The sequence below is a fragment of the Streptomyces sp. NPDC096205 genome (assembly GCF_044763135.1).
Taxonomy (GTDB): domain Bacteria; phylum Actinomycetota; class Actinomycetes; order Streptomycetales; family Streptomycetaceae; genus Streptomyces.
This window is the reverse complement of sequence record NZ_JBIWFS010000009.1, coordinates 322,949-345,856: the sequence shown is the minus strand read 5'-3', so window position 1 is coordinate 345,856 and position 22,908 is coordinate 322,949. Positions and strand designations below refer to the sequence as shown.

30 protein-coding genes are annotated in these 22,908 nt (G+C 68.6%); 18 read left to right on the top strand and 12 right to left on the bottom strand.

All coding sequences use genetic code 11. The annotated features are described in order from the left end of the window. Positions 1 to 75 precede the first annotated feature (75 nt). From ACIQ6Y_RS31205 to ACIQ6Y_RS31185, 5 genes are all read left to right on the top strand, one after another. Positions 76 to 378: a WXG100 family type VII secretion target gene (locus tag ACIQ6Y_RS31205; protein WP_404043937.1), complete on the top strand. Its 303-nt coding sequence runs from the start codon at positions 76 to 78 to the stop codon at positions 376 to 378. Positions 379 to 479: 101 nt separating this feature from the next. Continuing rightward, the gene (locus ACIQ6Y_RS31200) at positions 480 to 806 is read left to right on the top strand and encodes a hypothetical protein (protein WP_404043935.1); all 327 of its coding nucleotides are present in this window, start codon (positions 480 to 482) and stop codon (positions 804 to 806) included. 30 nt (positions 807 to 836) lie between these two features. After that, positions 837 to 2,222, top strand: coding sequence for a hypothetical protein (locus tag ACIQ6Y_RS31195; protein WP_404043933.1), 1,386 nt, complete (start codon positions 837 to 839; stop codon positions 2,220 to 2,222). 41 nt (positions 2,223 to 2,263) lie between these two features. Continuing rightward, on the top strand, positions 2,264 to 2,890 hold the full coding sequence (locus ACIQ6Y_RS31190) for a hypothetical protein (RefSeq protein WP_404043931.1): 627 nt from the start codon (positions 2,264 to 2,266) through the stop codon (positions 2,888 to 2,890). An 11-nt stretch (positions 2,891 to 2,901) separates the two neighbouring features. Then, positions 2,902 to 3,516 carry a hypothetical protein gene (locus ACIQ6Y_RS31185; protein WP_404043929.1) on the top strand — a complete coding sequence of 205 codons (615 nt, stop codon included), beginning with the start codon at positions 2,902 to 2,904 and terminating at the stop codon, positions 3,514 to 3,516. Between the two features lie 97 nt (positions 3,517 to 3,613). Here ACIQ6Y_RS31185 and ACIQ6Y_RS31180 read toward each other — a convergent pair whose 3' ends face one another. The 7 genes from ACIQ6Y_RS31180 to ACIQ6Y_RS31150 all read right to left on the bottom strand — a co-directional run bounded on the left by ACIQ6Y_RS31180 (position 3,614) and on the right by ACIQ6Y_RS31150 (position 9,449). Further along, complete coding sequence (locus ACIQ6Y_RS31180; RefSeq protein WP_404043927.1) at positions 3,614 to 4,297, bottom strand: hypothetical protein; 684 nt, start codon at positions 4,295 to 4,297, stop codon at positions 3,614 to 3,616. A 92-nt stretch (positions 4,298 to 4,389) separates the two neighbouring features. After that, the gene (locus ACIQ6Y_RS31175) at positions 4,390 to 5,115 is read right to left on the bottom strand and encodes a hypothetical protein (protein ID WP_404043925.1); all 726 of its coding nucleotides are present in this window, start codon (positions 5,113 to 5,115) and stop codon (positions 4,390 to 4,392) included. Continuing rightward, a complete protein-coding gene (locus ACIQ6Y_RS31170) occupies positions 5,112 to 6,032 on the bottom strand; it encodes a hypothetical protein (protein ID WP_404043923.1) in 921 nt (306 codons plus the stop codon). Before ACIQ6Y_RS31170 ends, ACIQ6Y_RS31175 begins: the two co-directional genes overlap by 4 nt. Positions 6,033 to 6,127: 95 nt before the next feature. Beyond that, the gene (locus tag ACIQ6Y_RS31165; RefSeq protein WP_404043921.1) at positions 6,128 to 7,351 is read right to left on the bottom strand and encodes an enoyl-CoA hydratase/isomerase family protein; all 1,224 of its coding nucleotides are present in this window, start codon (positions 7,349 to 7,351) and stop codon (positions 6,128 to 6,130) included. 1 nt (position 7,352) lies between these two features. Next, on the bottom strand, positions 7,353 to 7,652 hold the full coding sequence (locus tag ACIQ6Y_RS31160; protein WP_404043919.1) for a hypothetical protein: 300 nt from the start codon (positions 7,650 to 7,652) through the stop codon (positions 7,353 to 7,355). A 43-nt stretch (positions 7,653 to 7,695) separates the two neighbouring features. Continuing rightward, on the bottom strand, positions 7,696 to 8,724 hold the full coding sequence (locus ACIQ6Y_RS31155; RefSeq protein ID WP_404043917.1) for a hypothetical protein: 1,029 nt from the start codon (positions 8,722 to 8,724) through the stop codon (positions 7,696 to 7,698). A 53-nt stretch (positions 8,725 to 8,777) separates the two neighbouring features. Beyond that, positions 8,778 to 9,449 (bottom strand): hypothetical protein, encoded by a 672-nt coding sequence (locus ACIQ6Y_RS31150; protein ID WP_404043915.1) that lies wholly within the window; start codon positions 9,447 to 9,449, stop codon positions 8,778 to 8,780. A gap of 196 nt (positions 9,450 to 9,645) precedes the next feature. On the opposite strand from ACIQ6Y_RS31150, the gene ACIQ6Y_RS31145 reads away from it, so the two are divergent. Then, positions 9,646 to 10,266 (top strand): hypothetical protein, encoded by a 621-nt coding sequence (locus ACIQ6Y_RS31145; RefSeq protein WP_404043913.1) that lies wholly within the window; start codon positions 9,646 to 9,648, stop codon positions 10,264 to 10,266. A gap of 15 nt (positions 10,267 to 10,281) precedes the next feature. Here the strand turns inward: ACIQ6Y_RS31145 and ACIQ6Y_RS31140 are convergent, their stop codons facing one another. Both ACIQ6Y_RS31140 and ACIQ6Y_RS31135 read right to left on the bottom strand, forming a co-directional pair. Next, positions 10,282 to 11,001 carry a hypothetical protein gene (locus tag ACIQ6Y_RS31140; protein ID WP_404043911.1) on the bottom strand — a complete coding sequence of 240 codons (720 nt, stop codon included), beginning with the start codon at positions 10,999 to 11,001 and terminating at the stop codon, positions 10,282 to 10,284. 74 nt (positions 11,002 to 11,075) lie between these two features. Beyond that, positions 11,076 to 11,990, bottom strand: coding sequence for a hypothetical protein (locus ACIQ6Y_RS31135; protein WP_404043909.1), 915 nt, complete (start codon positions 11,988 to 11,990; stop codon positions 11,076 to 11,078). Positions 11,991 to 12,416: 426 nt separating this feature from the next. Here ACIQ6Y_RS31135 and ACIQ6Y_RS31130 point away from each other — a divergent pair, with 426 nt between their 5' ends. The 11 genes from ACIQ6Y_RS31130 (at position 12,417) to ACIQ6Y_RS31080 (ending at position 20,605) form a co-directional block, all read left to right on the top strand. Beyond that, positions 12,417 to 13,127, top strand: coding sequence for a hypothetical protein (locus ACIQ6Y_RS31130; RefSeq protein WP_404043907.1), 711 nt, complete (start codon positions 12,417 to 12,419; stop codon positions 13,125 to 13,127). A gap of 16 nt (positions 13,128 to 13,143) precedes the next feature. Beyond that, the gene (locus tag ACIQ6Y_RS31125; protein ID WP_404043905.1) at positions 13,144 to 13,980 is read left to right on the top strand and encodes a hypothetical protein; all 837 of its coding nucleotides are present in this window, start codon (positions 13,144 to 13,146) and stop codon (positions 13,978 to 13,980) included. After that, complete coding sequence (locus ACIQ6Y_RS31120; protein ID WP_404043903.1) at positions 13,977 to 15,284, top strand: CpaF family protein; 1,308 nt, start codon at positions 13,977 to 13,979, stop codon at positions 15,282 to 15,284. The genes ACIQ6Y_RS31125 and ACIQ6Y_RS31120 overlap by 4 nt, the downstream gene beginning before the upstream one ends. Before the next feature lie 47 nt (positions 15,285 to 15,331). Further along, positions 15,332 to 16,258 (top strand): type II secretion system F family protein, encoded by a 927-nt coding sequence (locus tag ACIQ6Y_RS31115; protein WP_404044188.1) that lies wholly within the window; start codon positions 15,332 to 15,334, stop codon positions 16,256 to 16,258. A 28-nt stretch (positions 16,259 to 16,286) separates the two neighbouring features. Then, the gene (locus ACIQ6Y_RS31110) at positions 16,287 to 17,207 is read left to right on the top strand and encodes a type II secretion system F family protein (protein WP_404043901.1); all 921 of its coding nucleotides are present in this window, start codon (positions 16,287 to 16,289) and stop codon (positions 17,205 to 17,207) included. Positions 17,208 to 17,257: 50 nt separating this feature from the next. Further along, positions 17,258 to 17,512, top strand: coding sequence for a hypothetical protein (locus ACIQ6Y_RS31105; RefSeq protein ID WP_404043899.1), 255 nt, complete (start codon positions 17,258 to 17,260; stop codon positions 17,510 to 17,512). A 90-nt stretch (positions 17,513 to 17,602) separates the two neighbouring features. Further along, the gene (locus ACIQ6Y_RS31100; protein WP_404044186.1) at positions 17,603 to 17,983 is read left to right on the top strand and encodes a TadE family protein; all 381 of its coding nucleotides are present in this window, start codon (positions 17,603 to 17,605) and stop codon (positions 17,981 to 17,983) included. A gap of 2 nt (positions 17,984 to 17,985) precedes the next feature. Further along, complete coding sequence (locus ACIQ6Y_RS31095; protein ID WP_404043897.1) at positions 17,986 to 18,384, top strand: TadE/TadG family type IV pilus assembly protein; 399 nt, start codon at positions 17,986 to 17,988, stop codon at positions 18,382 to 18,384. Between the two features lie 26 nt (positions 18,385 to 18,410). Continuing rightward, positions 18,411 to 18,830 (top strand): pilus assembly protein TadG-related protein, encoded by a 420-nt coding sequence (locus ACIQ6Y_RS31090; RefSeq protein WP_404044184.1) that lies wholly within the window; start codon positions 18,411 to 18,413, stop codon positions 18,828 to 18,830. Positions 18,831 to 18,893: 63 nt separating this feature from the next. After that, complete coding sequence (locus ACIQ6Y_RS31085; protein ID WP_404043895.1) at positions 18,894 to 19,547, top strand: hypothetical protein; 654 nt, start codon at positions 18,894 to 18,896, stop codon at positions 19,545 to 19,547. Continuing rightward, entirely contained in the window at positions 19,547 to 20,605 is a 1,059-nt protein-coding gene (locus ACIQ6Y_RS31080) for a hypothetical protein (protein ID WP_404043893.1), read from the top strand. The genes ACIQ6Y_RS31085 and ACIQ6Y_RS31080 overlap by 1 nt, the downstream gene beginning before the upstream one ends. Before the next feature lie 111 nt (positions 20,606 to 20,716). On the opposite strand, the gene ACIQ6Y_RS31075 is transcribed toward ACIQ6Y_RS31080, so the two are convergent. Then, positions 20,717 to 21,127: a hypothetical protein gene (locus ACIQ6Y_RS31075; protein WP_404043891.1), complete on the bottom strand. Its 411-nt coding sequence runs from the start codon at positions 21,125 to 21,127 to the stop codon at positions 20,717 to 20,719. Then, a complete protein-coding gene (locus tag ACIQ6Y_RS31070) occupies positions 21,124 to 21,480 on the bottom strand; it encodes a hypothetical protein (RefSeq protein WP_404043889.1) in 357 nt (118 codons plus the stop codon). The genes ACIQ6Y_RS31075 and ACIQ6Y_RS31070 overlap by 4 nt, the downstream gene beginning before the upstream one ends. A 106-nt stretch (positions 21,481 to 21,586) precedes the next feature. Between ACIQ6Y_RS31070 and ACIQ6Y_RS31065 the strand changes: the two genes are divergently transcribed. Further along, positions 21,587 to 22,234, top strand: coding sequence for a hypothetical protein (locus ACIQ6Y_RS31065; RefSeq protein ID WP_404043887.1), 648 nt, complete (start codon positions 21,587 to 21,589; stop codon positions 22,232 to 22,234). A gap of 44 nt (positions 22,235 to 22,278) precedes the next feature. Here the strand turns inward: ACIQ6Y_RS31065 and ACIQ6Y_RS31060 are convergent, their stop codons facing one another. After that, entirely contained in the window at positions 22,279 to 22,908 is a 630-nt protein-coding gene (locus tag ACIQ6Y_RS31060) for a hypothetical protein (RefSeq protein ID WP_404043885.1), read from the bottom strand.

Sequence of the window (22,908 nt, the reverse complement as noted above, 5' to 3'; positions counted from 1 at the left end):
CACCGTGATCGAAGCGTCCGCAAACAGGGAGCCACGGGGGTTGGCCCTGCGGCGTTGTGAATAGGGAGCGGCTTCATGGCCAAGGACCTTGACATCACATACCAGGACATGCGCGACGCGGCCAAGCATGTCGTGAAGGAGAAGGAGAAGCTCCAGGAGAAGCTGGAGGGCCTCCGCAAGTACATCAACAACCTGGTCCAGTCCGGCTACGTCACCAAGTCCTCCTCCAAGGCCTTCGACGAGAACTTCGACGAGTTCGTCCGCGGCACGAAGGACACGCTGGACGGCCTGGACGGCATGGGCGACTACCTGACGACCGCGGCCGACAAGTTCGAGCAGATCGATGACGAGCTGGCGAAGGCGGCGCGGAGCAAGTGACCTCGGCTCTTCGCTGACAGTTGGGAGGGTGCGGCGGGCGCGATCGCCCGCCGCACCAGCCATTTGGGAATGGACCCGCCACCTTCTACGACGGGAGCACCATGTCCGGCGAGGGCGACCACACGCGAGCCGATCTCGACCTCATCAAGGAGATGGGCAACGGGCTCGGACGAATCAAGAGGGCGTTCGACGACTTAGGGAAGTTGAACGGAGCCTACGGGGACGACTTAGGCCACGAGGAGTTATCAAGCAAGCTCGACGACTTCGCCGGGAACTGGGAGATCAGCCGCAAGAAGCTGACCGAGGACGTCGAAGCCCTGGCCAAACTCGCCAAGGACGCGGCCAAGGTCTACGAGGACATCGACCATCAGTTGGCAGAGGCCATCCGCGGCGCCCAGGGCGGCAAGCCGGCGAAGAGGGGGCGTTGAGTGTCCCCCAGGCCCCGAGACTGGCATCCATTGGCGGACAGTGACCCCGTCCCCGGTGACCCTGACCAGGTCGCGGCGTTGGGCCGACAACTCCGCAGAACCGCAGACGAGCTACAGCGACAGATCCGGAACCTGAGGGCCATCGCCGAAGTCGATGCCTGGGACAGCAAGGCCGGCGCGGAGTTCCGCGACAAGGCCAAAGGCAGCGTCACGAAGCTGGAAGCGGCACTGCGGCGCTACGACACCGCGGCCGACGCACTGGGCACGAAGGTCGCCGAGGCCAGCGGCAGCTACCAGGACCGACTTCACGCCAAACCCACGAACTACGCCTCCGACCTGAACCGGGCGCAGGAGATCGCGGACATGGCCCTCAAAGAGGCCAAGGACGCAGAGGACCGCAAGAGCGCGGCACAGCGCACCCTCGAGGGTCTCTCCGAGAAGGAAAAAGGCGACAAGAAGAAGCTCGAAGAGCAGCGGGACACCGCCGGTGACGACATCACCGCAGCCCGAGAGAGAATCGCCCGCGCAAAGGAGATCCGCGACAGAGCGGCCCGGGCGGCTTGCCAGGCAATCGAGGCTGTCAGTGATGACTCATTGAAGGACGGCTTCTGGGACAAGTTCGACGACTGGGTCGACAGGATCGGGACGTGGGCGGAAGTATGGGCCACCCGTTTAGGGGTTGCCGCTCTCGCGCTCGGCTGGATTCCCGTCATCGGGCAGGCTTTGGCCGGTATTCTGGGCGCCCTCTCGACGCTTCTCACTCTGGTCAGCTCCGTCGCCACCCTGATCCAGGTGCTGCGCGGGGACAAGGGACTCAAAGATCTGGCTTTCACCGTCCTGGGCCTGGCCATGATGGGCGTGGGCAAGGCCTTCGCCAAGATCGCGGGACGCTACGCGGACCAGGCTCTCGCCAGGATGGCCAAGGCCGGGGTCGCCAGGACCAGCAAGCAACGGCTCCGGGCGGACAGGCGGTTGAACAAGCTCGCCGGTTCCGAGGTGAAGTGGGAGCGCGGAAAGTTCAAGGATTCGCTCAAGCGAAAGATGGATTCGTTCAAGCTTGAGCCCGGGGAGGGCTGGAAGTCGATGAAAGAGCCGTTCACCGAACCCTTCTCGAACGTATGGCGGGAGAATCTCCGGGTGCTGCGGCCCGGCAGCGGAAACTACACGGCTGCTTGGCAGAAATTGGTGATCCGAGGGGACGGCAACGCTGCCGTCGGCGTGGGGCGCTCACTCTCGGCGGCCGATCCGGGGATCGCCTCACAGCTGAAAGACATCAAATTCGCCGCGCAGGGGCTGGAAGGATACAGCTCGGTGAATCGTCTCTCGCGCGCCGCCACCGGTTTCTCGGTGGCGGGAACCGCCGTGACCTCCGCCGGTATGGCGCTGGACGGTAATCTGAACCCACTGCTGGACTGAGCTGTTTCCCTGAAACGCCCAAATACGCCGAAGGAACGCCGGTGGAACACCATGTCACCCAATTCGATTTCCAGCAGGGCTGGATCGATCTGACGCTGGAGTACGGCAGCAGCGAGACCGAGGCACGGGAGCTGGCGGAATCCGTCATCCCGCGCTTCAACCCTCTGGAACGCACGGTCGGTGACCGCGATCTGCTGAACGACCTGGTTGACAGGGCACTGTTCCTGAACAAGGACGAGCCGCTTCTCGCCGCTGCCTACTACACACCCGCCGGCGTGCCGCTGGCAGATCTGTGGGTCGACTCGTACGCCGAAGAGAACGGTCCCAGACCGGCGCCGGCCGAGGTCGTCCCGCTGCTTCTGGACTGGTCCAACGCCAAGGTCGAAGGCGAGCCGAGCGTCACCTACCCGCACTTGGCCGCGGGGACCTCAGTCCGGGTGCAGGCCATGCTCAAGGCCAAACGGCTTCTGGGCTTCGGGTCCCAGCTGGCCGAACTCGTGAGGTACGCGGTCTTTCCACCGGACATGCCCTCCGTGGTCGTGATCACCGCGACCTGGCAAAACATGTCCCGCTCGGACGAACTTACTGCACTGACACATGAGTTGGTCTCCACCTTGAGGCTTGTCCCGGTGGACGCCCAGGGCGTCGAAGCCGATCCGGCCGACTGAACGGTATGCTCATGAAGAACGCTGATGCCTTTGCCTCGCCTCCCGCCGACTACCACCTCCTGGTGCCGGACGGCTGGTTCCAGATCTCGCTCGACCCGCACGAGAGGGACCGGAGCATCATGGCCCTGGCCGACCTGCAGTTCCGCGGTATCGACAACGCTCCGCACCTGAAGCAGGAGCTGATGCGGGATCTGCAGAAGAAGGCCAAGAGCGCGTACGGGATCGGTGGCACGGAGCTCTACCTGTCGTTGCTCACCGTCGGCCCTGTGCCCTTGTCCTCCTCGCTGCTCATCAGCGTCCCGGCCGCCGACGAATGGCCCGCCTGCTCGGATCCGGAGGAGCTGGCTGAGCACCTCGCCGAGCGCAGCGGTCATGGGCGGCAGGGTGAGGTGGAGGTGAGGACGCTGGAGGCGGCGGGCAGGGCGGTACGTGTCCGCCGTCGTGCGGCTCCCGACCCCGAGACACAGATGGGCAACACCGTCCCCACCACCACGGTCACCTACTACGTCCCGATCCCGGCCACCGAGCGCTGGCTCATGCTGAGCTTCTCCACCCCGGTCGACCCGCTGGCGGACCCGATGGTGGAGTTGTTCGACACCGTGGCAGGGACGTTGCACTGGTCCTGACGTCTGGGCGAGGACGGCTTGGCCTTGCCCGAAGCGGTGCCGGGGCGCAGGTCTGGGCTGAGGCGGGGAGGGCGGCGGCGGACGCTGCCGCCGCCCGTCAGCGGCAGGGAGCGGACTGTCGTAGCGCGTGCATGTGGAGTTCGCTGCGCGGTTCTTCGGTTTCGACCCGCAGCCAGGACCCGTCCTGGAAACGGATCAGCAGCATGCGTGTCTCGAACTCGCCGAGGAAGGGGTCGTAGAGATGTGCCTCGGCGGCCGGGATCCGTGCCACGACCTGGAGGTGCTTCTCGCGTCCCACGCTGACGCGTTGTGGTGGTGCCGCCAGGACGATTCCTTGCGGGGTGGCCAGTAGCAGGCGCTGGTGGTGGGTGGAGTGGGTGTACCACCGCAGGAGGAACTGTCCGGCCTGGCCGTGCCAGTCCCCGTCGAAGACCTTGTCCAGCCCTTGCTGGGCGACGATGACCTCACGGCGCGCTTTCTCGTCCCGCCGCTTGGCACGCAGCCGGTCCTTCTCGACCTTGGGATCGAGGAATCGCATGAACGCCTCTTCGCCCTTCGCCAGGAGTTCGAAGAACATGACGAGGGGTATGAAGGGCGCCCCGAGCGCCGCGCCGACCATGCCGAGGGGCGGCATCCTGGCGGGGCGCAGGCGGGGGTCTCCCGCAGCCGCGAGTACCTCCGCCGGGGGCTGCGGGATCCTGTCGATCGTGCACCAGTCACCGGCCTCGGCGCGAACACCGAGCCGCTCCGCGGTCACGCGATGCTTGGGCCTTCGTGTCACGTTCAGTCCCTCTCTGCAGCTCGTGGTGGAGGCGGTGGCCAGGCGGCCGGCGGCTGCCGTGAGCGCGTCGGCGACCGGCAGAGCACGGCGATTCAGTCAAGAGGCTCGGCGTCGTCGACGTCGTTCTCGAACGGGTCGACGAAGGAGACGGTCTGCAGGATGGCCGTAAGGGCGCGGTAGAGCTCGGTCCAGTGGTCCAGGGATGCCGTGTAGAGGGTGAAGACGGCGGTGAACGGACCGGTCGGGAAGGGAACGTGGACCTGGACCTGCCCCGTCAGCAGCTTCGCCGCCTCACCGTTCGCGGTGATGTCCGGGCCGAGTGAGTACTCGCGCATCGTGATGCACGACACGGCTGGGCCGCACGGCAGGTCGAGCCAGATGGCGTCGTTGTAGGGGTCGTTGGAGAGCGTCGCGAGGATGCCCTGGGCGACGACGTCCGTGTCGGCGGTTGCCTGGTCCGTGGCGACGACGGCGACGGTGAGCGCGCAGTGGGCGACGCCCTCGGACGGCTCGTGTCTGACGATCTCCTCCTGCGTGGAGGCGTCCGGCTCGGCGGTGGAGAACAAGCCTATGGCGGCGTAGGCGACACCCGTGTCCGCCATGAGTTCGGCAATCGCCTCGTAATAGGGGGCGGCCGGCTGCCAGATCTCCTCGTCTCCACGGGAGTAGAGCTCTCGTACGAACGAGCGGGCGCGCTCGGCGCGTTCCTCGGGGGTGGCGGCGAGCGGCAGTGCGAAGAAGCCCTCGGGAGTGAGGAACCACAGGGGCGGCAGGTTCTCGTCCGCGGGGCTGACGTACAGGTTGGCGGCGACCGTCATGTCAGGAAGTCCTCAGGGTGGTACTCGGTGAGCTTCAGTCCGTTGCCGCGGGCGTCCATGACTGTGTTCAGACCGGGGTGACCGAAGGATGCGCCGATGGCGCTCGGGGCCACCACCTCGATACGGAAGCAGCCACAGGGGTTCCTTTTCACCAGAGGCGGCTGGGCATCGGGTGCCTGGGCCGCCGCGAAGGCCTCCGCGGTTTTCAGCTGGGCCGCTGTCAGCGAGGCGGGCGGGATGAAGTCCAGGGGCTCGATGAGATACCGGGTGAGCCGCTCCCGGAGCGTGCTGCTGACCCGGCACCACGAGCCGTCCGAGAAGATGATCTTTGCGTCGTTCCCTGTCCTGAAATCCCGCAGTTCGACTCTTTCGATGGCGGACCGGGGAACTTCCCAGAGCAACTCGTCGCAGACGAGTTTGTCGTTGCCCGCGACATGGGGAAAGCCCACGATCACGAGCCGGCGGTCGGTGACGACCGCATGCGTGCGGTACGCCTTCTCGTCGCAGCGCGCCGGATCCAGCTGCCACGGCAGCGTGCGGGCAAGAGTGCCCGGCGCGGCCCACATGACGGGAAAGTCGTCGATCTCGTCGGCCCGGTCGTCGGACCGGTCCGAGCCCTTGTCCGAACGGCCCGGACCCACGCTTCCCGACTGAGAGCTCAGGAGCCCCATGACGGCCGCGCCGACGGCGACAGCGGCACCCTTGACCGTGTTCCGAGCCGCAGTTCCGCCGGAGGAACGGGGAACGTACGTCGGTCCCTCGGGCCAGCCGTCGAGCTCGTGCTGAATGTCCTTGCGGTCGAAGTCGCGAAACCAGCGCATGCCCTTGACACGCGTGGCCGCACCCGTGGCGAAACGCACCGGGGCGCGCGCGATGAGTGTTTCTCCCGTCCCGGGGAGCCAGACGCTCCTGTCCATACCACCCTCCGTCGCGATCATCTCGGTCCGATGGTTCCGCACCACGCCACCCGATGCGGGACGGACACTCGGCGGGCGAACACCGGCTGCTCGGGCTAATCGCCTGTCACATGCTCAAGGATCTTGGGGGCGACCTTCAGCCCGGCATCCAGGGCCCTGCCGCCGGCTCCGAACGGGTCGATGGTCACACCAGGAATGAGATTCGCGCCCTTGGTTCCGAGGAACTGGCCCTGGTGATATCCCGCCACGGACAGGCCTCCCATGCGGGACATCAAGCCACTGCTCGCATGCGCGACCTGGTAGACGTCATCCGACTTCCCCCCGATGACCACCAGGCCGGCCTTCCCGAACCCGCCGGCGATGTTCGCGGATTCCTTTCCGAAGGACAGGACGATGCGCGATCCACCGGCGATCTTGGTCGCCTCGAAGCCCTTGCCGAGCTTTGTGGCCGTCGCCGCAGCCTTGCCCGCGCCGATGATCTTGGCCCCCTTGCCGAACATCCCGATGCCCGGCAGCAGTCCCACCGCGTCGAGCCCCATCGTCGCCCAGCTCACGTCCGCGCCCGAGGCCTTGGCCACGCCATGAGCTGCCAGGGTGAGCCCCGCTCCGATGAGGGCGGCCGTGCCGAAGATCGCCGCGAGCGGGGGGAAGGGGAGCGTCACGATGGCCAGCAGTCCGAGAACCGCTGTGATGTTGCTGAGCACATCACCGATCGACTTGATCAGGTCGGCGTGCTCCTTCAACCAGTCGCCCGTGGCGTCCCAGGCGTCCGCGATGCTGTTGCCCAGCTTGTCCCAGAAGCCGGGCTCGTCGGGCGCGATGTCGGCGGCCTTGTCGAGTTCCTTGCCGATGTGGCCGGCGGCACGCCGATAACGTTCCTCCAGGTCGTGGACCTTCTGGATGAGGTCATTGACGGCGCTGGAGGCCTCACCGAGCTCCTTGCTGCCTTTGCCGCCGGCCTTCGCCTCGGCCTTCGTCCGGTCGTCGAGCTTCTCCCCGGCGGCCTTCTCCAGTCGGTCCGCCTCGTCCTGGAAGTCCTGGAGTTCACCCGCCCACCGGTGCAGGGCGCGAGAGGCCTTGTCGAAGGACTCGTGGCTCTTGCGGATGAGCGGAGCGACGTCCTGGCCGATGTACTCGGTGAAGGCGATCGCCGTCTTGCCCTTCCAGGCGCCGCACTCGATCCGCTCCAGCTCCTCGGCAGCCGTGCCCAGTTCACTCGCCAGAGCGCCGAGGCGTCTGGCGAGTTCCCGGGTGTCCTCCACGCTTCCCGGCGTGGGATCCCAGCCGATGTGCGGAAACGACGGTCGCCGGCCGGTCACCTCACTTGCCCTTCTTCCTGGCCTTGAGCGATTCGGCCAGCTCCAGGTCGAGCCCGTCGAACGTCTCACCTATCTTGTTGATCATCTTGACCGCGCCGTGCGTGTGCTTGCCGAGCTGCTTGATGCCGTAGGCCCAGTCGTCGGCGAAGTCCTGCACGTCCTCGATGAGCTTGCTCTCTCCGACGGCGGAGGCATCGGTGCCCTTGAGGCTGCGGCGGGCGTCCTCCATGCGGTCGCTGAGGGAGGAGAAGGTCTTCTTCAAGTGCTCGAAGATCGTGTCTTCGAGGCGCAGGTCGCTCATGTCGAGTCTCTCCCCGGAGGTACGGCCGACTGGGCCGCCTGCCTCACCGGTTGACGGACTGGATCTCCTGGACGACGACGGCCTGTTCGTTGCCGAAGGTGCCGTCGGGAAGGTCGCCGCCCGCGCCGCCGGTGCCGGTCCAGTTGATCTCCCAGGTGATGGTCGCCCGGAGCTTGTAGGAGCCGTTGCCGGAGGAGCGGAGGTAGCGGAGGCCGCAGGGCGGGGTCTGGTCGGCCTTGCCCTTGGCATAGGGCTCGCCGATGGAATCGTCGGCGTTGATGGCGCACTCGCCGGAGGCCGGGTAGGTGTCGGCGTCCTCGGTGCCGGGCTCCAGCTTGAGGGCGACCGGCTTGGCCGTGGTCGTGGCCTGGATGTTGAAGCCGGGGACATTGAGCGCAGCCGTCGCCTGGACCTCGTCGAACACGGCCCGGTCGAGCCACGCCCAGGTCGGCAGGTTCACCTTGGTCGTGCCCTCGGGCGCGAGGGAGGCCTTGGTGTCGGGCAGCTGCATGTGCTGGTAGGCGAGGGCCGCGAGTATCTCGGGACTGATGGCCTCTTCGTACCGGGGCGGCGGAGCCTCGCCGTTGTCCACCCAGAAGGGCAGCTCGTCGCACGAACCGCGTTCGAGGGGATCCGGCTCGTCAGGGTTCTCGACGGCGGCCCAGAACATCCCCTCGCCGTCCTTGTCGACGTTGTAGTCCTTGTAGCCGGGGGTGTCGGTCCAGCCGTACTCGTCCTCGTAGTGCCGCTGTAGCTCGCTGAGTGCCGCGCCTGCGTGGCCGCCCATGCCGGGGGCGTTCATCTGGTCCTCGATGTTCTTGGACATCAGCTTCTTGAAGTCCTTGGCACCGAGGAACGGGGCGTACCAGCAGGGCGGGGGCGTCCAGTTGACGTCCGCGGAGGTGACATTGCCCTTGCCGCCGCCCTTGGCGACGGAGCCGGAGTATGTGATGCGGGCGGTGGCGTAGATGCCGTTGCCGTCGCCGCCGCCGGACTGTTCTGTGTTGGAGCCCTGAGTGTTGCCCGGCTGTTCTCCCGCGTAGGCCGGTTCCGTGAGTGCGAAGACGCCCATGACCAGCGCCAGGGCAGCCGCGCCGGCACTGAGAGCCGTACTCTGAGACCTGTTCACTGGCACTTCGCCGCCTTTGCCTCGACGTACACCTTGGACGCCTGCCAAAGGTCCTCTCCGGTGGGGAGCTTGACCATGATGATTTTGAAGTAGTCGAAGTCCGTGATGCTCGGCGCGCCCTTCAGGACCTTTCCGGTCTTGACCTCTTTTGAGTAGAACTTGGTCGAGTCCACGCAGAACGCGACCTCCACCGAGTTGCCGTTCGACGAGGACCGGGTGGTGGCCTGGTAGTGGCGCCGCGTACCGGTCGCCGTCCAGCCCCCTTCGAGTCTGACGTCGATCTGCGTCTTCCCGTACTTCAGGCCATCGCCCGTGGAGTAGGTGACCAGGGCGGCATCGTTGGTCGTGCGCTTGTCCACCCCTCGGTAGATGGCACGGACGAAGTTGGCGGCATCATCCATCGCCGCCGCCTCGTTCTCGTCCCCCGGCCTCTCCCAGTCGAAGACCAGGTTCATGTCCTTGGGCAGCGACACGTCGACACCGTCCGGCTTGTCCGACGCCGGGGCGCCCGACGGCTCGGCCGACTTCGTCGGCTTCTCCGTCGCCTGGTCGGCTCCGGCGATCTTGTCGTTGGCATCGGACTTGTCGTCCCCGCCCCCGCAGGCGGTCAGCAGCAGTGCTGCCGACGTCGCGAGCGCGACAGCAACGGGCAAAGTGCGGCGCTTCACAGTGGACTCCCCGTGAGACAGAAGTTCAGTCAAGAGCTCAGACGGTATCGGTGCGGTTCTTGGTTTCGCCAGCGCGAAGTATTTGCTGAGCAGAGGAAATTGTGGACATAGGGGATAGGTGAAATATGGCGCGGCCTAAAGTGTGCGCCGGGTGAACGCCGAGTCGGCTTGCGGTCGGACGAGAAGAGGGAGATGCGTGGAAGGACAGCTTCAGCCGCGTCGGGACGTGATCCGCTGGCTGCTGTTCAGCCTCGTCTGCGCCGGGGGTTCGCTGGGGTTGGCGTGGCTCGGGCCGGTCGTGCCGTTGCCGGGTCCGCTGCGGGGAGTGGCCCTGCTTCTCGCCTGGATCGTGCTGCCGCTCGCTTCCCTGCTGGGGCCGCTTCTGCTGCTGCGCAGGGTGCCGCGGAAGCGGCGGAAGATGGCATGGCAGCTGGTCGTGCCCGTCATCGCGGGCGTGGCTCTGGGGGTGCTCGGCAAGGAAGCCGGTGACCAGGCCGGCCTGGCCGCGCGCGGCACGTGGGCCGACGTCGAGGTCGTACGCGTGGAAGAGGCGAGGACGAACCGCTGCGACCTGCGCACGACCGACGGACGCAAGGTCTCGCCCTCGCTCTCGGAGGGCGACGGCTGCGACGGCCCGATCGCGAAGGGGGACAGGCTTCGCGTGCGCTACGACCCCGAAGGTGTCGCCGGTCCGACCGAGCGGGCGGACAGCACGTCGTACGGCGGGCTGATCGCCGGCCTGTTCCTGGCCGCCGTGGCGATGGGCACCTGGGGTGGCGTGCGGCAGAACCGTTGGGACCGGGAGTACATCGGCTGACCTCACAGACGGGTGTCAGCCCAGCTTCGCGTTCTGCGCCTTCACCAGATCCGCCGGGATCTCCGCATCCCCGGCGCGGGCGCTCATGAAGGCGCCGCTGTCCAGGGTGAAGTAGTTGGCGACGGTGTCGCCGAAGCGGAAGGTCTGGGTGCGGACGGTCTGCGGGAGGCCCTGGAAGTCGAAGGTGGCGGACGTCGCCAGCGACTCGTCGCCCGCCTGGGGCGCGTTCTCCGTCTTCACCGAGTCGTACATCGCGCTGCCGTCACTCTTCGATGTCGCGGTGAAGCCGCCTCCGCAGGACGCGGCCGCCGCGGTGAGTTCCTTCATCGCGGCCTCTGCCTTGCCGTCCTCGTATGTGCTCAGCGTGACGTACGTGAGCATGGAGGACGAAGCGCCGCCATGCGTGACCCTGGTGAGACGGGCCTCGGGGTCGCCGAGAGGTAGGTCGTTCATCGCGTACACCAGTGGAGCGCACTCGGGCTTGTCGACGGTCACCTCGTCGGTGCTCGTCGCGAACGCCTCCTTGGTCTGGGGCTCCTCCAACGTGTACTTGGGCGACTCGGCCTTCGTCACCATCAGCTTCGCCAACTGCTCATCCGGTGTCAGCTGCTTCGCCTTCGGCGACGAGGGCGCGCTCTCCGGCTTCGCGTCCGAGTCGCTCCCGCTCCCGCCGCAGGCGGTCAGTACGGCGGCGAAGGAGAGGAGGGAGGCGGCGGCCAGAGCCGTGCGCTTCATGGGGGGACTCCTTGGGTGGGGGATGGTTTTCTCCGCGCGGCGTTTCTCCGCGTGGCCGTTCCCGGACGGCCGCGTCAGTCTTCCAGCAACTCGCGCAACACAGGCGGCAGTTCGGCCACCGGCGCCCCGGCCGCCTGCGCCGCCGCCACCGTCCTGACGTACGCCACCGCCTCCGCGCGCAGTGCCTCCTTCTCGCGGCCCTGGCGCCGGCCCGCCATCCAGACCGCGATCGCGACGGGGACGAGGGCGAGGAGGCCGTAGCCGAGCGGGACGTCCTGCGACCAGGCCCAGCTCGCGCCGATCAGCGCGGCGAAGAGCAGCAGACAGCCGGTCTCGTCGTGCCAGCCGCCCGCGTCGGCGATCTCCTCGTAGTGGGCGACGGCGGCGGGCTTGGGCGGCACGGTGACGGGCTGCGCGGGTGTGTCCTCGGCCATCGTCGGCACCGCCGTCGGCACCGACGGTGGTGCCGACGATGGCCGGGGTTCCGCGCTCGGATATGACGGAATCGGCACCGACGCCTTCCCGCCGCCGGTCGACGACCGGCCTTCCAGCCACGCCGGTACGTGCGTCAGCGGCAACCCGTGGGCCCGGGCCACGCCGAGGACCTCGCGGTAGCCGGTGAGGGAGGGATGGGTGAGCTCGCGCTTCCAGCGCACGTGTACGGCGGTGAGGGCGGCCACGGCCAGTACGACGACCGGGCCGGTGGCGAGGAGGGCCGCCTTCGCCGTGCGGTCGGGCAGTGCGGTGGACAGCATGGGCAGGACCACGCCGGCTGTCAGCGCCAGTCCGCCGATCCACGCGAACCAGCCACGCTGGGTCGCCCGGACCGCCCGCCGGCGCTCCGCGAGCAGCGCGGTCACGGCCTTGTCGTTCGTGTAGTCCACCCCGTAGCGGGCGCCGATCGCGCGGACCGCGTCCAGTACGCGGGTGTCCGTCGCGAGCGTGGCTCCGCCGATCGGGAGGAGGGTCGTCGCCGTCGTGTCCGTCATGGCCGCAATCGTCCCCGCGTAACCCGTTGTTCTTCGATGAGGTCAAGATCATGGCATGGTCGTTCACCGCCCTCGTGAGCGAATCGTGCAGGCCTTATGGCTGACGCGTGACGAAGGCCCCGAGGAGGGCGGGCCGGCGGTTCGCGCTCGCACAGAAAGGCACAGCTCCCAGGCCCTTGTGCAACTGGGCGCCCGGTGGCGCTCGTTGCAGCCGGGTAACAGTCCGCCCGCTGAGCTCCAGGGGAGCGGACGCGCCTTGAGGGGCCTATGAGCGACTGATACGGTGCTTTGGCTTGACACTCACCCCAGCGCTGGCTACCCGCGGGGGCCGCGACGGCAGGGCGCGAAGACGGGTGAAGTGTCCGGAATTGCAGAGAATTTGGCAGACTTGGCAGACAACGTCTTGGGTGTACGGGGAGCGGTTGCGTGAAGATCCAAGAGCGTACGGGGGCGGGCGCCGGGCGTTCCGCCGGTCCGGCTCAGCCGTCGGTCGGTGACCGCCTTCCCGCGCCGCCTCGCGAGCGCAAACCGGCACTGGCGGCGCTCGCCGTGCTGCTGATCCTCGTCGGCGCGCTCGGCGCGACGATGCTGGTGCTGCGGGCGGGGGACCGGATCGAGGTCGTGAAGGTGACCAGCGAGATCCAGGCCGGTGAGTCCGTCGGCGACAACGTGACCTCTGTTCTGGTCGCCGCCGACGACAGCATCAACTACATCCCCTGGGAGCAGCGGGAGTCGCTCAAGAAGCTCAAGGCCAAGTCCACGATCTACGACGACACGGTCGTGATGGGGCAGATGTTCGCCGCGGGCGAGAGCCTGCCGGCCGGCAAGGCCGCCGTCGGTGTCGCCCTCAAGGAGGGCCAGTACCCGGCCGACATCAAGTCCGGAGACACCGTGGCCGTCTACAACGTCGACGCGCCCGCCGGCTCGGACAACGACGACTCCGCCGGCGCGACATCCACCAGTGGTCTGCTGGTCGACAACGCGAAGGTCCAGAAGAAGGCCGAGAAGAGCGACGCCACCATCTCCACCGGCAACCTCTCCCTCACGCTGCTCGTGGACGAGGCCGACGCCGCCGCCGTCGCCAAGGCCGCGTCCGCCAACGCGGTCGCCATCGTGCACGTCCCCAACAAGCAGTAAGGCGGGCAGCACAGCCATGGCGCTCATCGCTCTCGCCGCCGACAAGGGTTCCCCCGGCGTCACCACCGCGGCCGTCGCCCTCGCGGCGGTCTGGCCGCGCCGCGTCCTGCTGGCCGAGACCGACCCGGCCGGCGGTGATCTGGTGTACCGGTCCGCCGCCGCGCACGGCGGGCCGCTCAACCCGAACACCGGGATGCTGTCCATCGCCGCGACCGCGCGGCGCGGCCTCGTACCCGACCAACTCTGGGACCACGTACAGCCGTTGAGCGGCGGTCTCGAGGTCCTCGTCGGGCTCGGTATGGCCGAGCAGGCGGCCGGTCTGGCGGGGCTGTGGCCGACGCTGGGCCGGGCCTTCGCCTCGCTCGCGGACTCTCCCAACGCGCCCGCCGACGTCATCGCCGACTGCGGCCGGATCAGCGGGGACACGCCCGCCGTCGAGCTGTTCCCGCACGCGGCGCTCGTGCTGCTGATCTCGCGTACGGAGCCGGAGGCCATCGCGCGGGTACGCGACCGGGCCGCCGCCCTGTCCACGAAGCTGCACGGCGGCTCGCGCGGGGTCGCCAGCCTTGGCACGCCCCTCATCGGCGTCGTCCTCATCGCCGACCCGAACAACGCCGGCAAGCTCGCGGGCCAGGTCAACGACATGCTCGTGCACGCCCAGACGGGCGCCCGCGTGGTCGGCACCATCGCCGACGACCCGGCCGGTGCCGAGCAGCTCGCCGGGCGCAAGCGCGGCCGGCTGGACAAGTCGCTGCTCATCCGCTCGGCCCGCAAGGTCACCGCGGACCTGTACCAGCAGTACGGCGCCGCCTGGTCCGTGCCCGGGCAGGCCCCGCAGGGAGCCGGCCGATGACCGCTGTCGACCACCAGCTGGTCAAGCGGTTCCGCCAGGACGCCGGTGACCGTATCGCCGAGCAGCGGCGGCAGGACCAGGCCGCCGGTGTCACGCCGATGTCCGGCGAGGACGAGCGGCACTACGCCCGCGCGGTCATAGCCCAGATCCTGGAGGACCACGCCCGCCAGGAGATCAACGCAGGCCGTACGCCGCTGGACGCCGAGACGGAGGAGGCGTACGCGGCAGCCGTGCACGCCGCGCTGTTCGGCGTGGGCCGGCTCCAGCCGCTGCTGGACAACCCCGAGGTCGAGAACATCGACATCAACGGCTGCGACCAGGTGTTCGTCGGGTACGCCGACGGGCGCGAGGTGCGCGGCGAGCCGGTCGCGGAGACGGACGAGGAGCTCATCGAGCTCATCCAGGTGCTGGGCGCGTACAGCGGTCTGTCCTCCCGCCCCTTCGACTCCGCCAACCCCCAGCTCGACCTCCGCCTGCCGGACGGCTCGCGTCTGTCGGCCGTGATGGATGTGGCCCGCAGGCCCGCGCTGTCCATCCGTCGCGCCCGTATGGGCAAGGTCTTCATCTCCGACCTCGTCGGCAACGGCACGCTCAGCCCGGAGATCGGCCACTTCCTCGCCTGCGCGGTGCGCGCCCGCAAGAACATCATGATCGCGGGAGCCACCAACGCCGGTAAGACCACGCTGCTGAGGGCGCTGGCCAACGAGATCCCGCCGCACGAGCGCCTCATCACCGTCGAGCGCGCCCTGGAGCTCGGCCTGGACACCTTCCCCGAACTCCACCCCAATGTCGTGGCGTTCGAGGAGCGACTGCCCAACTCCGAGGGCCAGGGCGCCATCTCCATGGCCGAACTGGTCCGCCGGTCCCTGCGTATGAACCCCTCGCGGGTCATCGTCGGTGAGGTCCTCGGCGACGAGATCGTCACCATGCTCAACGCGATGTCCCAGGGCAACGACGGCTCGCTGTCCACGATCCACGCCAACAGCTCCAGCGAGGTCTTCAACCGCATCTCGACGTACGCCCTCCAGGCCTCGGAACGGCTGCCCATCGAAGCCAGCCAGATGCTGATCGCGGGCGCGGTGAACTTCGTGGTGTTCATCCAGCGCCGCAACAACTTCCAGAGCGGCGGCCGGCTCCAGCGCAGCGTGACCTCCATCCGCGAGGTCAACGGCGTCGACGGACGCGTGCTGTCCAGCGAGGTGTTCGCCGAGGCGCCCGACGGCCGGATCGTCCCGCACGCACCGATCGCCTGCATCGACGACCTGATGGCGCAGGGCTACCGGCCGAACGCGGCGTGGGGGTGACGTACCGAATGACCATGAACCTTGCGGCAGTGGGCCAACTCGGTTCCATGGGCGGCCTGTTCTCCACGACCGTCCTGTACTCCATCGCCTGCGGCGTCGCCGTCGGCGGCGGCCTCGGCCTGCTCCTCGTCGCCGTACGAGGACTGCCCGCCAAGCCCGAGCACGAGAAGCAGAAGGCGGCGGAGCGGGTCAACGAGCTGATCCGGTTCGCCGGGCGGCGCGGTTCGCTGGCCGCGCTCGTCGGCCTCGCCGTGCTGCTGCTCACCCGCTGGGCGGTGGCCGGCATCGCGGCCGGCGTACTCGTCTTCTTCTGGGACCGGCTCTTCGGCGGCGCCCGCGAGGAGCGTTCCGCCATGCGCCGCGTGGAGGCCCTCGCCTCCTGGACGGAGTCGCTGCGCGACACCATCGCCGGCGCGGTCGGCCTGGAGCAGGCGATCCCGGCGTCCGCGCGCGCCGCGGCCCCCGTCCTGCGTCCGCACCTCGACGCGCTCGTCGACCGCCTGCGCGCCCGCACCCCGCTGCCCGACGCGCTCCAGCTCCTCGCCGACGAGATCGACGACGCCTCCGCCGACATCATCGTCGCCGCGCTCATCCTCAACGCCCGACTGCGCGGACCCGGTCTGCGCCAGGTCCTCGGCGCGCTCGCCAAGTCGGCGCGCGAGGAGGTCGACATGCGTCAGCGCGTGATGGCCCAGCGCGCCTCCACGCGCCGCTCGGTCCAGATCGTCGTCGCCGTGTCGGTCGCGTTCGTCCTCGGCCTGTCCGTCTTCAACCGCGAGTTCGTCGAGCCGTACGGCACCGCCGTCGGCCAGCTGGTCCTCGTCCTCGTCTGCGCCCTGTTCGCGCTCGGCTTCTGGTGGCTGCGCAAGCTGTCCACCATCGAGACGCCCGAGCGCTTCCTGGTGCGCGACGAGTCGTCGGTGCAGTTCGTACGGCCCCGTACGCCTGTTTCCGAAGAGGGGGTACGGCGATGAGCCGCACGAGCGATGAGGGGGTACGGCGATGAGCCTCACCATGCCGATCGTCGTCGGCGTCGTCTTCGGTCTGGGCGTCTACGCCCTGATCCGCGCCCTGATGCCGAGCAAGCGCAGCGCCATCGCGCAGGTCGCCCGGATCGACGCGATGCGGGCGCGCGGGGCGGCGTACGAGTCGGCGCGCAGCAGCCAGGACACCGGCCGGTTCGCCTCCCTGCGGGCCGAAGTCGGCGTCCGGGTGGCCGAGTTCTACCTCCAGCAGGGCTGGGAGCAGCGCTCGCTGCGGGCCGATCTGGCCGTCCTGGACCGCAGTTGGGAGAAGTTCCTCGCGACGAAGGTGCTGCTGGGCACGACGGGTCTGATCTTCGGCCCGTTCCTCTTCGCCGTCGTCTACACGCTGGGAGTCGGCCGCAGCCCGGTCATCCCGGTGTGGCTGGCCCTGGTGTGCGCGGCGCTGTTCTTCTTCCTGCCCGACCTGGAGGTACGGCGGGACGCGGCCGACAAGCGCCGTGACCTGCGGCGCGTCATCGGGGCGTACCTCGACCTCGTGTCGATGAGCCTCGCGGGCGGGCGCGGTCTGCCCGAGGCGCTGATGGCCGCCGCCGAGGTCTCCGACGGCTGGGCCACGCAGCGCATCCGCAACGCCCTCGCCGACGCCCGGATCACCGGCCTGAGCCAGTGGCAGGCGCTCGGGCAGCTCGGTGAGGAGCTGGGGGTCGAGGAGCTGAAGGACCTCTCGGCCTCGCTGGCCCTGGTCGCGGACGACGGCGCGAAGGTCCGTGAGTCCCTCGCCTCGCGCGCCGAGACCATGCGCCACCGCGAGATGGCCGAGATCGAGGGCAGCGCGGGCGAGAAGTCGCAGTCGATGCTCGTCGCGCAGCTGCTGCTGTGCGCCGGCTTCCTGGTGTTCCTGATCTTCCCGGCGGCGATGCGGGTGTTCCAGGTGTGACGTGACCGACCGCAACCGCCCGAGCTGATTTGAGAGGAAAGAGAACACTCATGAACGCACCGAAGAACTTCCGCACCGGCATCCCCGCGGTGGACTTCCTCGTCACCTTCCTGGGCGCCCGCGTCGAGCGCGCCCGCTCCGGCGAACTGGACCGCGGTGCCTCCGCGGTCGAGTGGGTCATCATCTCCGCGGTCGTCGTGGCGATCGTCGGCGTGGTGGCCGCCATCATCAACGCCGCGCTGAGCGAGGGCGCCAACAAGGTCGGCGACTGCATCAAGGGCGCGGACGCGGGCAAGACCTGCTGACGGCCGCGGGATCGACGGGGGTTGCTGGTGGGCGTGGTGCGCTGGGTACGCCGTAGAACGGAGGCCGTCTCCGCGCGCGGCGACTCCGGCATGACCGCGATCGAGTTCGTGCTGCTCACGCCGGTGCTGTTCTTCATGATCTTCGCGACGGTGCAGTTCGCGCTGTACTTCTTCGCCGATCATGTCGCCCAGGCGGCCGCCCAGGCGGGCGCGCGCAAGGCCCGCGCGACGGCCGACGCCCAGCCGGGGGCGTGGCGCGGCGAGGCACGGACCGTCGTCGACTCCTACATCGAGCAACTGGGCCCGCAGCTCGTGCTGTCGCCGGACGTGAAGATGCTCCAGCCGGAGCAGAACACGGTCGGCGTGGAGATCACCGCGCGGGTCCCCACGGTCTTCCCCGGCCTGGACCTGACGGTGCACGCGCAGTCGTCGGGCCCGGTGGAGCGGTTCGTGCGGGAGGGGGAGAACTGAACATGATCCGCAGGGACGAGGGGCTGTCCACGGTCGAGGTGGTGATCCTCGCACCCGTGATGATCCTCTTCATCCTGGTCCTGGTGGCGTTCGGCCAGCTGGTCGACGGCCGCGGCGCGATCGACGGCGCGGCCCGGGACGCCGCCCGCGCGGGCTCCATCCAGAAGGACCACGGGACGGCGATCGCGGAGGCGCGGAAGGCCGCCGAGGCAGACCTGGAGGACGTCTGCTCGGGCCCGGTCTCCGTCGTCCAGACCAGCCCCGGCTTCGAACCGGACACCTTCTTCACCGTCGAGGTCAGCTGCCAGGTCCGCGGCCTGGCGATGCTGGGCCTGGACGTCCCTACGACGTTGTCGGCGAGCTTCAGCTCCCCGCTGGACCCGTTCCGGAGGACGGCGTGAGGACGTGGCTGCACGCCCGCCGGGCGATGCTGGACGACAGGGGCTCGGGCGCGGGCGCGGTGATCATCTTCGCCCTGGTCTTCCTGTCGTTGTCCGCCTTCGTGATCGACGGCGGCCTGTCCATCTCCAAGCGCGAACGCGCCGCCGACATCGCGGAACAGGCCGCCCGCTACGCCGCCCAGGACATCGACCGCGAGGCCCTCTACGACAACGAGGGCGGCCCGGCCCCCATCAACTTCGCCAACTGCGACGCCCGCGTGAAGGCCTTCGCCCGCGAGATGGACATGACCGGCGCCGACATCGCCGCGAGTCACTGCGTGGCAGCCGACGCGGCTCAGGTCGAGGTCGAGATCCAGCTGACGTACTCCCCGGTCTTCAGCGGCATGTTCTACGGGGGGGATGTGGTGGTCCATGGTCAGGCGGTGGCGGAGAACGAGGTGGGCTGACACGCGCGGTATCTGTCACTCCTGCTCCTACTGACATTCCCCCCACCTGGAGGTACACCCCTCATGCGCACGCGCACCACAGCCGCGGCGGCCTTCCTGGCGACCGCCACCCTCCTTCTGACCGCCTGCGGCGGCTCGGACGGCGAGGACAAGGCGAACGACAAGATCGCCGGGGCGGACACGGGCACGACGGCGGCCGCGTCGCCCTCGGCTTCGGCGACGGCCGACGGGGTCGACCGGCCGGAGATCAAGCTGCCCAAGGAGGTGGTGAACGTCTTCGAGGGCGGCGAGACCGGTGATCCGAAGAAGGACGCGGTCCTGGCGGACAACGAGCGGCGGATCAACTCCGTGGACGAGGCGATCACCGTCGACGCCGAGAAGCATCCTGCGCTGGAGTTCTATTCCGACGGCGACGCCCTGATGTCGGCGGCGTCGTACATCAAGTCGTTCTACGACGAGGGACGGAGCTTCGTCGGCAAGACCCGTTACTACGACCGTGAGGTGACGTTCCTCAAGGACGGCGCGGCCGCTGTCACGTACTGCATGGACGCGACCGAGACGTACCCGATGGACCGTAGGACGAAGAAGGTCGACCGGTCGGTCGAGGGCTCACCGAGCGACTACGTCTTCTACAACACGCGTCTGGAGAAGAACGCCGACGGTGTCTGGCAGACCACCAGTGTCAGCTCGACGGAGGCGGCGAAGAGGTGCATGTGATGCGGATCCGGAGCGCACGACGGGCTGTGGCCGTATCCGGACTCGCGCTGGCGGTGGTGGCCAACCTGCCGGCCACGGCGGTGGCAGGTGGCGGCAAGGGCGGCGGCAAGAACGGCGGGTTCGAGGGCAGTGGCAAGGGCTCCGCCCAGGACGGTGTCATCCGCGCGAAGACCAAGGTCACCGTGACGACCTCGGGCGCCCCGGGTTCGTCGAAGAACGGCACGCTGACGCCGTCGAACAGCAACTGGACACCCCCTGCCTGCTGGTACGAGCCCTCCTTCTCGCCCAAGGAGATCGAGGCCACGGTCAAGGCGTGGCGCGGCATCGACTTCCTGCCGTTCCTGACCGGGATCGGGGACGCGGTGGGCAACGTCCTGGACTACCGGTACAAGGACGGCAACCCGTACAAGAACTACAACCTCGACAAGCAGGGCGAGGGGATGTTCTGGGCGGCGGTGAAGAACCCGAACCGCAAGGACGACCCGGAGGCCAACTCCTGCGACAAGCAGCCGTTCTGGGTGGACGCGGGCAAGCCCCCCGCGGAGCCGCTCGCCGTCAGCCCGAAGATCCTGGCCGAGTACGCCTACGACGAGCTCCCCGTACCCGGCACGGAGATCGAGATGGCGCCGACGGGCGAGTCGACCGTCAACCTGCCGACCTGGATCTGGCTGGACAAGGCCAAGTTCAGGAAGATCTCGGTCACGGCCGGCCTCCCCGGCACGGGCCTGTCCGCCACGACGACCGCCGAGCCGGTGTCCCTCCACATCGACCCGGGCACGGCCGGCGCCGAGACGTACCCGGCCTCGGGCGAGTGTGTCTTCAAGGGCGATGGCAGCATCGGAGAGCCGTACGCGAAGGGCAAGGCGGACCAGACGCCGCCCTGCGGGGTGACGTACCTGCGCTCGACGGGGACGAACGGCGCCTACGCCCTGAAGGCCACCGTCACCTGGAAGATCACCTGGACCAGCACGACGGGCGAGGGCGGGAAGCTGCCGGACGGCACGTTCGGGGCGACGCAGGATGTGACCGTACGAGAGATCCAGTCGGTCAACCGATGAGACCCTCACAGCCCTCGTGGGTGCCGTCGATCTCCCCGCGGTAGGGCCAGGGCCGGCTGCCGGGATCCTGGGGTGTCAACCGGAAGAAGCAGGCCGGCGGCGATCCACGGGTCAGCTTCGGTCGAGACGGATGCCCAGGTCCCGCGTCGCGATCTCGACGAGCCGGGTCTCGGCGACCGGGGGAGGGGTGTGGCCGAGGCGTCGGACATGGCCGAGGAACTCGGCGGGCAGGGCCAGGTGGTACGTCGACAGGTAGTACGGGAGGTCCTCACGCCAGAGCCAGGTGCCGTCCGTGCGCAGGGAGCCGATGCCGGACAGGACGGGTGCCTCGGGGTCCAGTACGTCGGGTCCGGCACTCATCTCGCTCCAGAGCCCCGTTCCCTGCCCGAGGTACTCGGCGATCCGCCTCTCGTCCGGCTCGCCCGCAGGCCTGACGGCATCCCTGATCGAACCGTCGAGAGGCATGCCCCACCCCGGGCGGAGTTCCGCGAAGAAGCCGACGGGGCGGACCGGCGGGGTCACTTGCCGCCGCCTCCGTCACCTTTGCCGCCCTTGTCGCCCCTCGTGTCCTTGACCTTCATCGCGTCATTGACCTGCTTGGCCAGCTCGTCGTCGAGCTTCTTGAACTCCCGCACCACCGCGTCGGACATCTTGGCGAGGGCGTCGAGCTGCTGGGAGATGTCCTCGCGGCCGTCCTCCCAGTTGTCCTCGAAGTCGCTGAGGGCGTTGTTGACGCTGCCGTCGCCGATGTCGTCCTCGTACGACTCGAAGGTCTTCTTGGTGCCGTTCATGCGGCTCTTGATGGACCGCAGCCGGCGGCCGAAGTCCTCCAGCTCGGTCAGCGGCAGTGACAGGTCGCTCTTGCCGTTGCCCATGTGTCCCCCGTCCCGCGGTCCCTCGTAGGCTCGTCACTAGGCTCATCGCACCGTACAACGAAGTGATGTCCGTACGGGGAGCGAAGGAACGGGGAAGGTCGACGTCATGGCCCGCTACATGGAGGCGCTCACGATCGAGCGCGGTGGTTTCCGGATCAATGTGCCGGAGTCCTGGTGGGAGTTCGACGTGCGCCCGGAGTCGCGCGACGACTCGATCCGGCGGATGGTGAACGAGCGGATCGAGGGCCACCCCGAGCTGGCCCGGTACCGCGACACCTACACCGACTTTCTCCGCAAGGCCGCCGCCGACGCGTGGAAGTCCGGCGCCCTGTACTGCGGCTGCATGGCGGAGAGCTTCGGCGGTGACACCCCGATCACCGGCTCGGTCACCGTCTCCCTGGTCGGCGGCCGCAGCAGCACCGGCGAGCCCCTGCCCACCGACCCGGCCGCCATCGTGAGCCGGCTCGCCGTGAAGGAGGCCAGGAAGGCAGGCGACTCCTGGCGCAAGGTCACCACGGTCGACATCCCTGGGGTGGGCCCCGCCGCCCGGACGTACGGCATCGAGGACATCGTCGTACCCGATGACGCGCTCAAGCGCACCGTGCGGGCCGTGCTGATGCAGACGTTCATCCCGGTCCCCGGCCAGGAGGGCAAGGTCGCACTGGTGGCGGGGAGCAGCCAGGTGCTGGATCTGGCCGATTCCTTCTTCGACATCTTCGACGCGATCACGTCGACGTTCCGCTTCGCGGAATAGAGACTCGCCCTCGCCCATGCGCCGCCGTCCCGCCGAAGGGTCGGTCAGACGAAGCGGAACGTGCTCGTCACGGCGTCGAAGATGTCGTGGAAGGCCTCGGCCAGGTCGAGGACAGGGCTGGCGCCGGAGACGAGGACGACCTGGCCGGTGGCCCCGGGGATCGGGATATACGTCTGGGTCAACGCCATCCGCAGGGTTCGGCTGTCGCCCTGCGCCACTGGCACGTCCTCCACGCCGTACGTCCGGGCGGCGACCCCCACCCCGGGAATGTCGACCGTGGTCACCTTCCGCCACGCGTCGCCCTCCCGCCGCGGCGTGATGGTCCGCAGGCTCTCCGCGATGGCCCTCGGGTCGGTGGACAAGGCGACGCCCTGCTTGTTCTTCGCGCCGAGGACGGAGACGGTGATGGTCGCCGAGAGGGGCACACCGTCGAAGTTCTCGGCCATGCAGCCCAGGTAGACCGCTCCCGATTCGTGAGCGTCCTTTGCCATCTTGCGCAGCATCGCAGTGAGCTCGGAACGGTAGGGGGCGAGTTCGGGTACCTCACGAACGCGCTCGTCGACCAGCTTCCTGATGGTCGACTCCCTGCCCTCGGGGCGGATGTCGAATTCCCACCATGAGTCCGGCACTGAGAGCGACAGACCCACGGGCGACGCACCGGTCAAAGCCGCCAT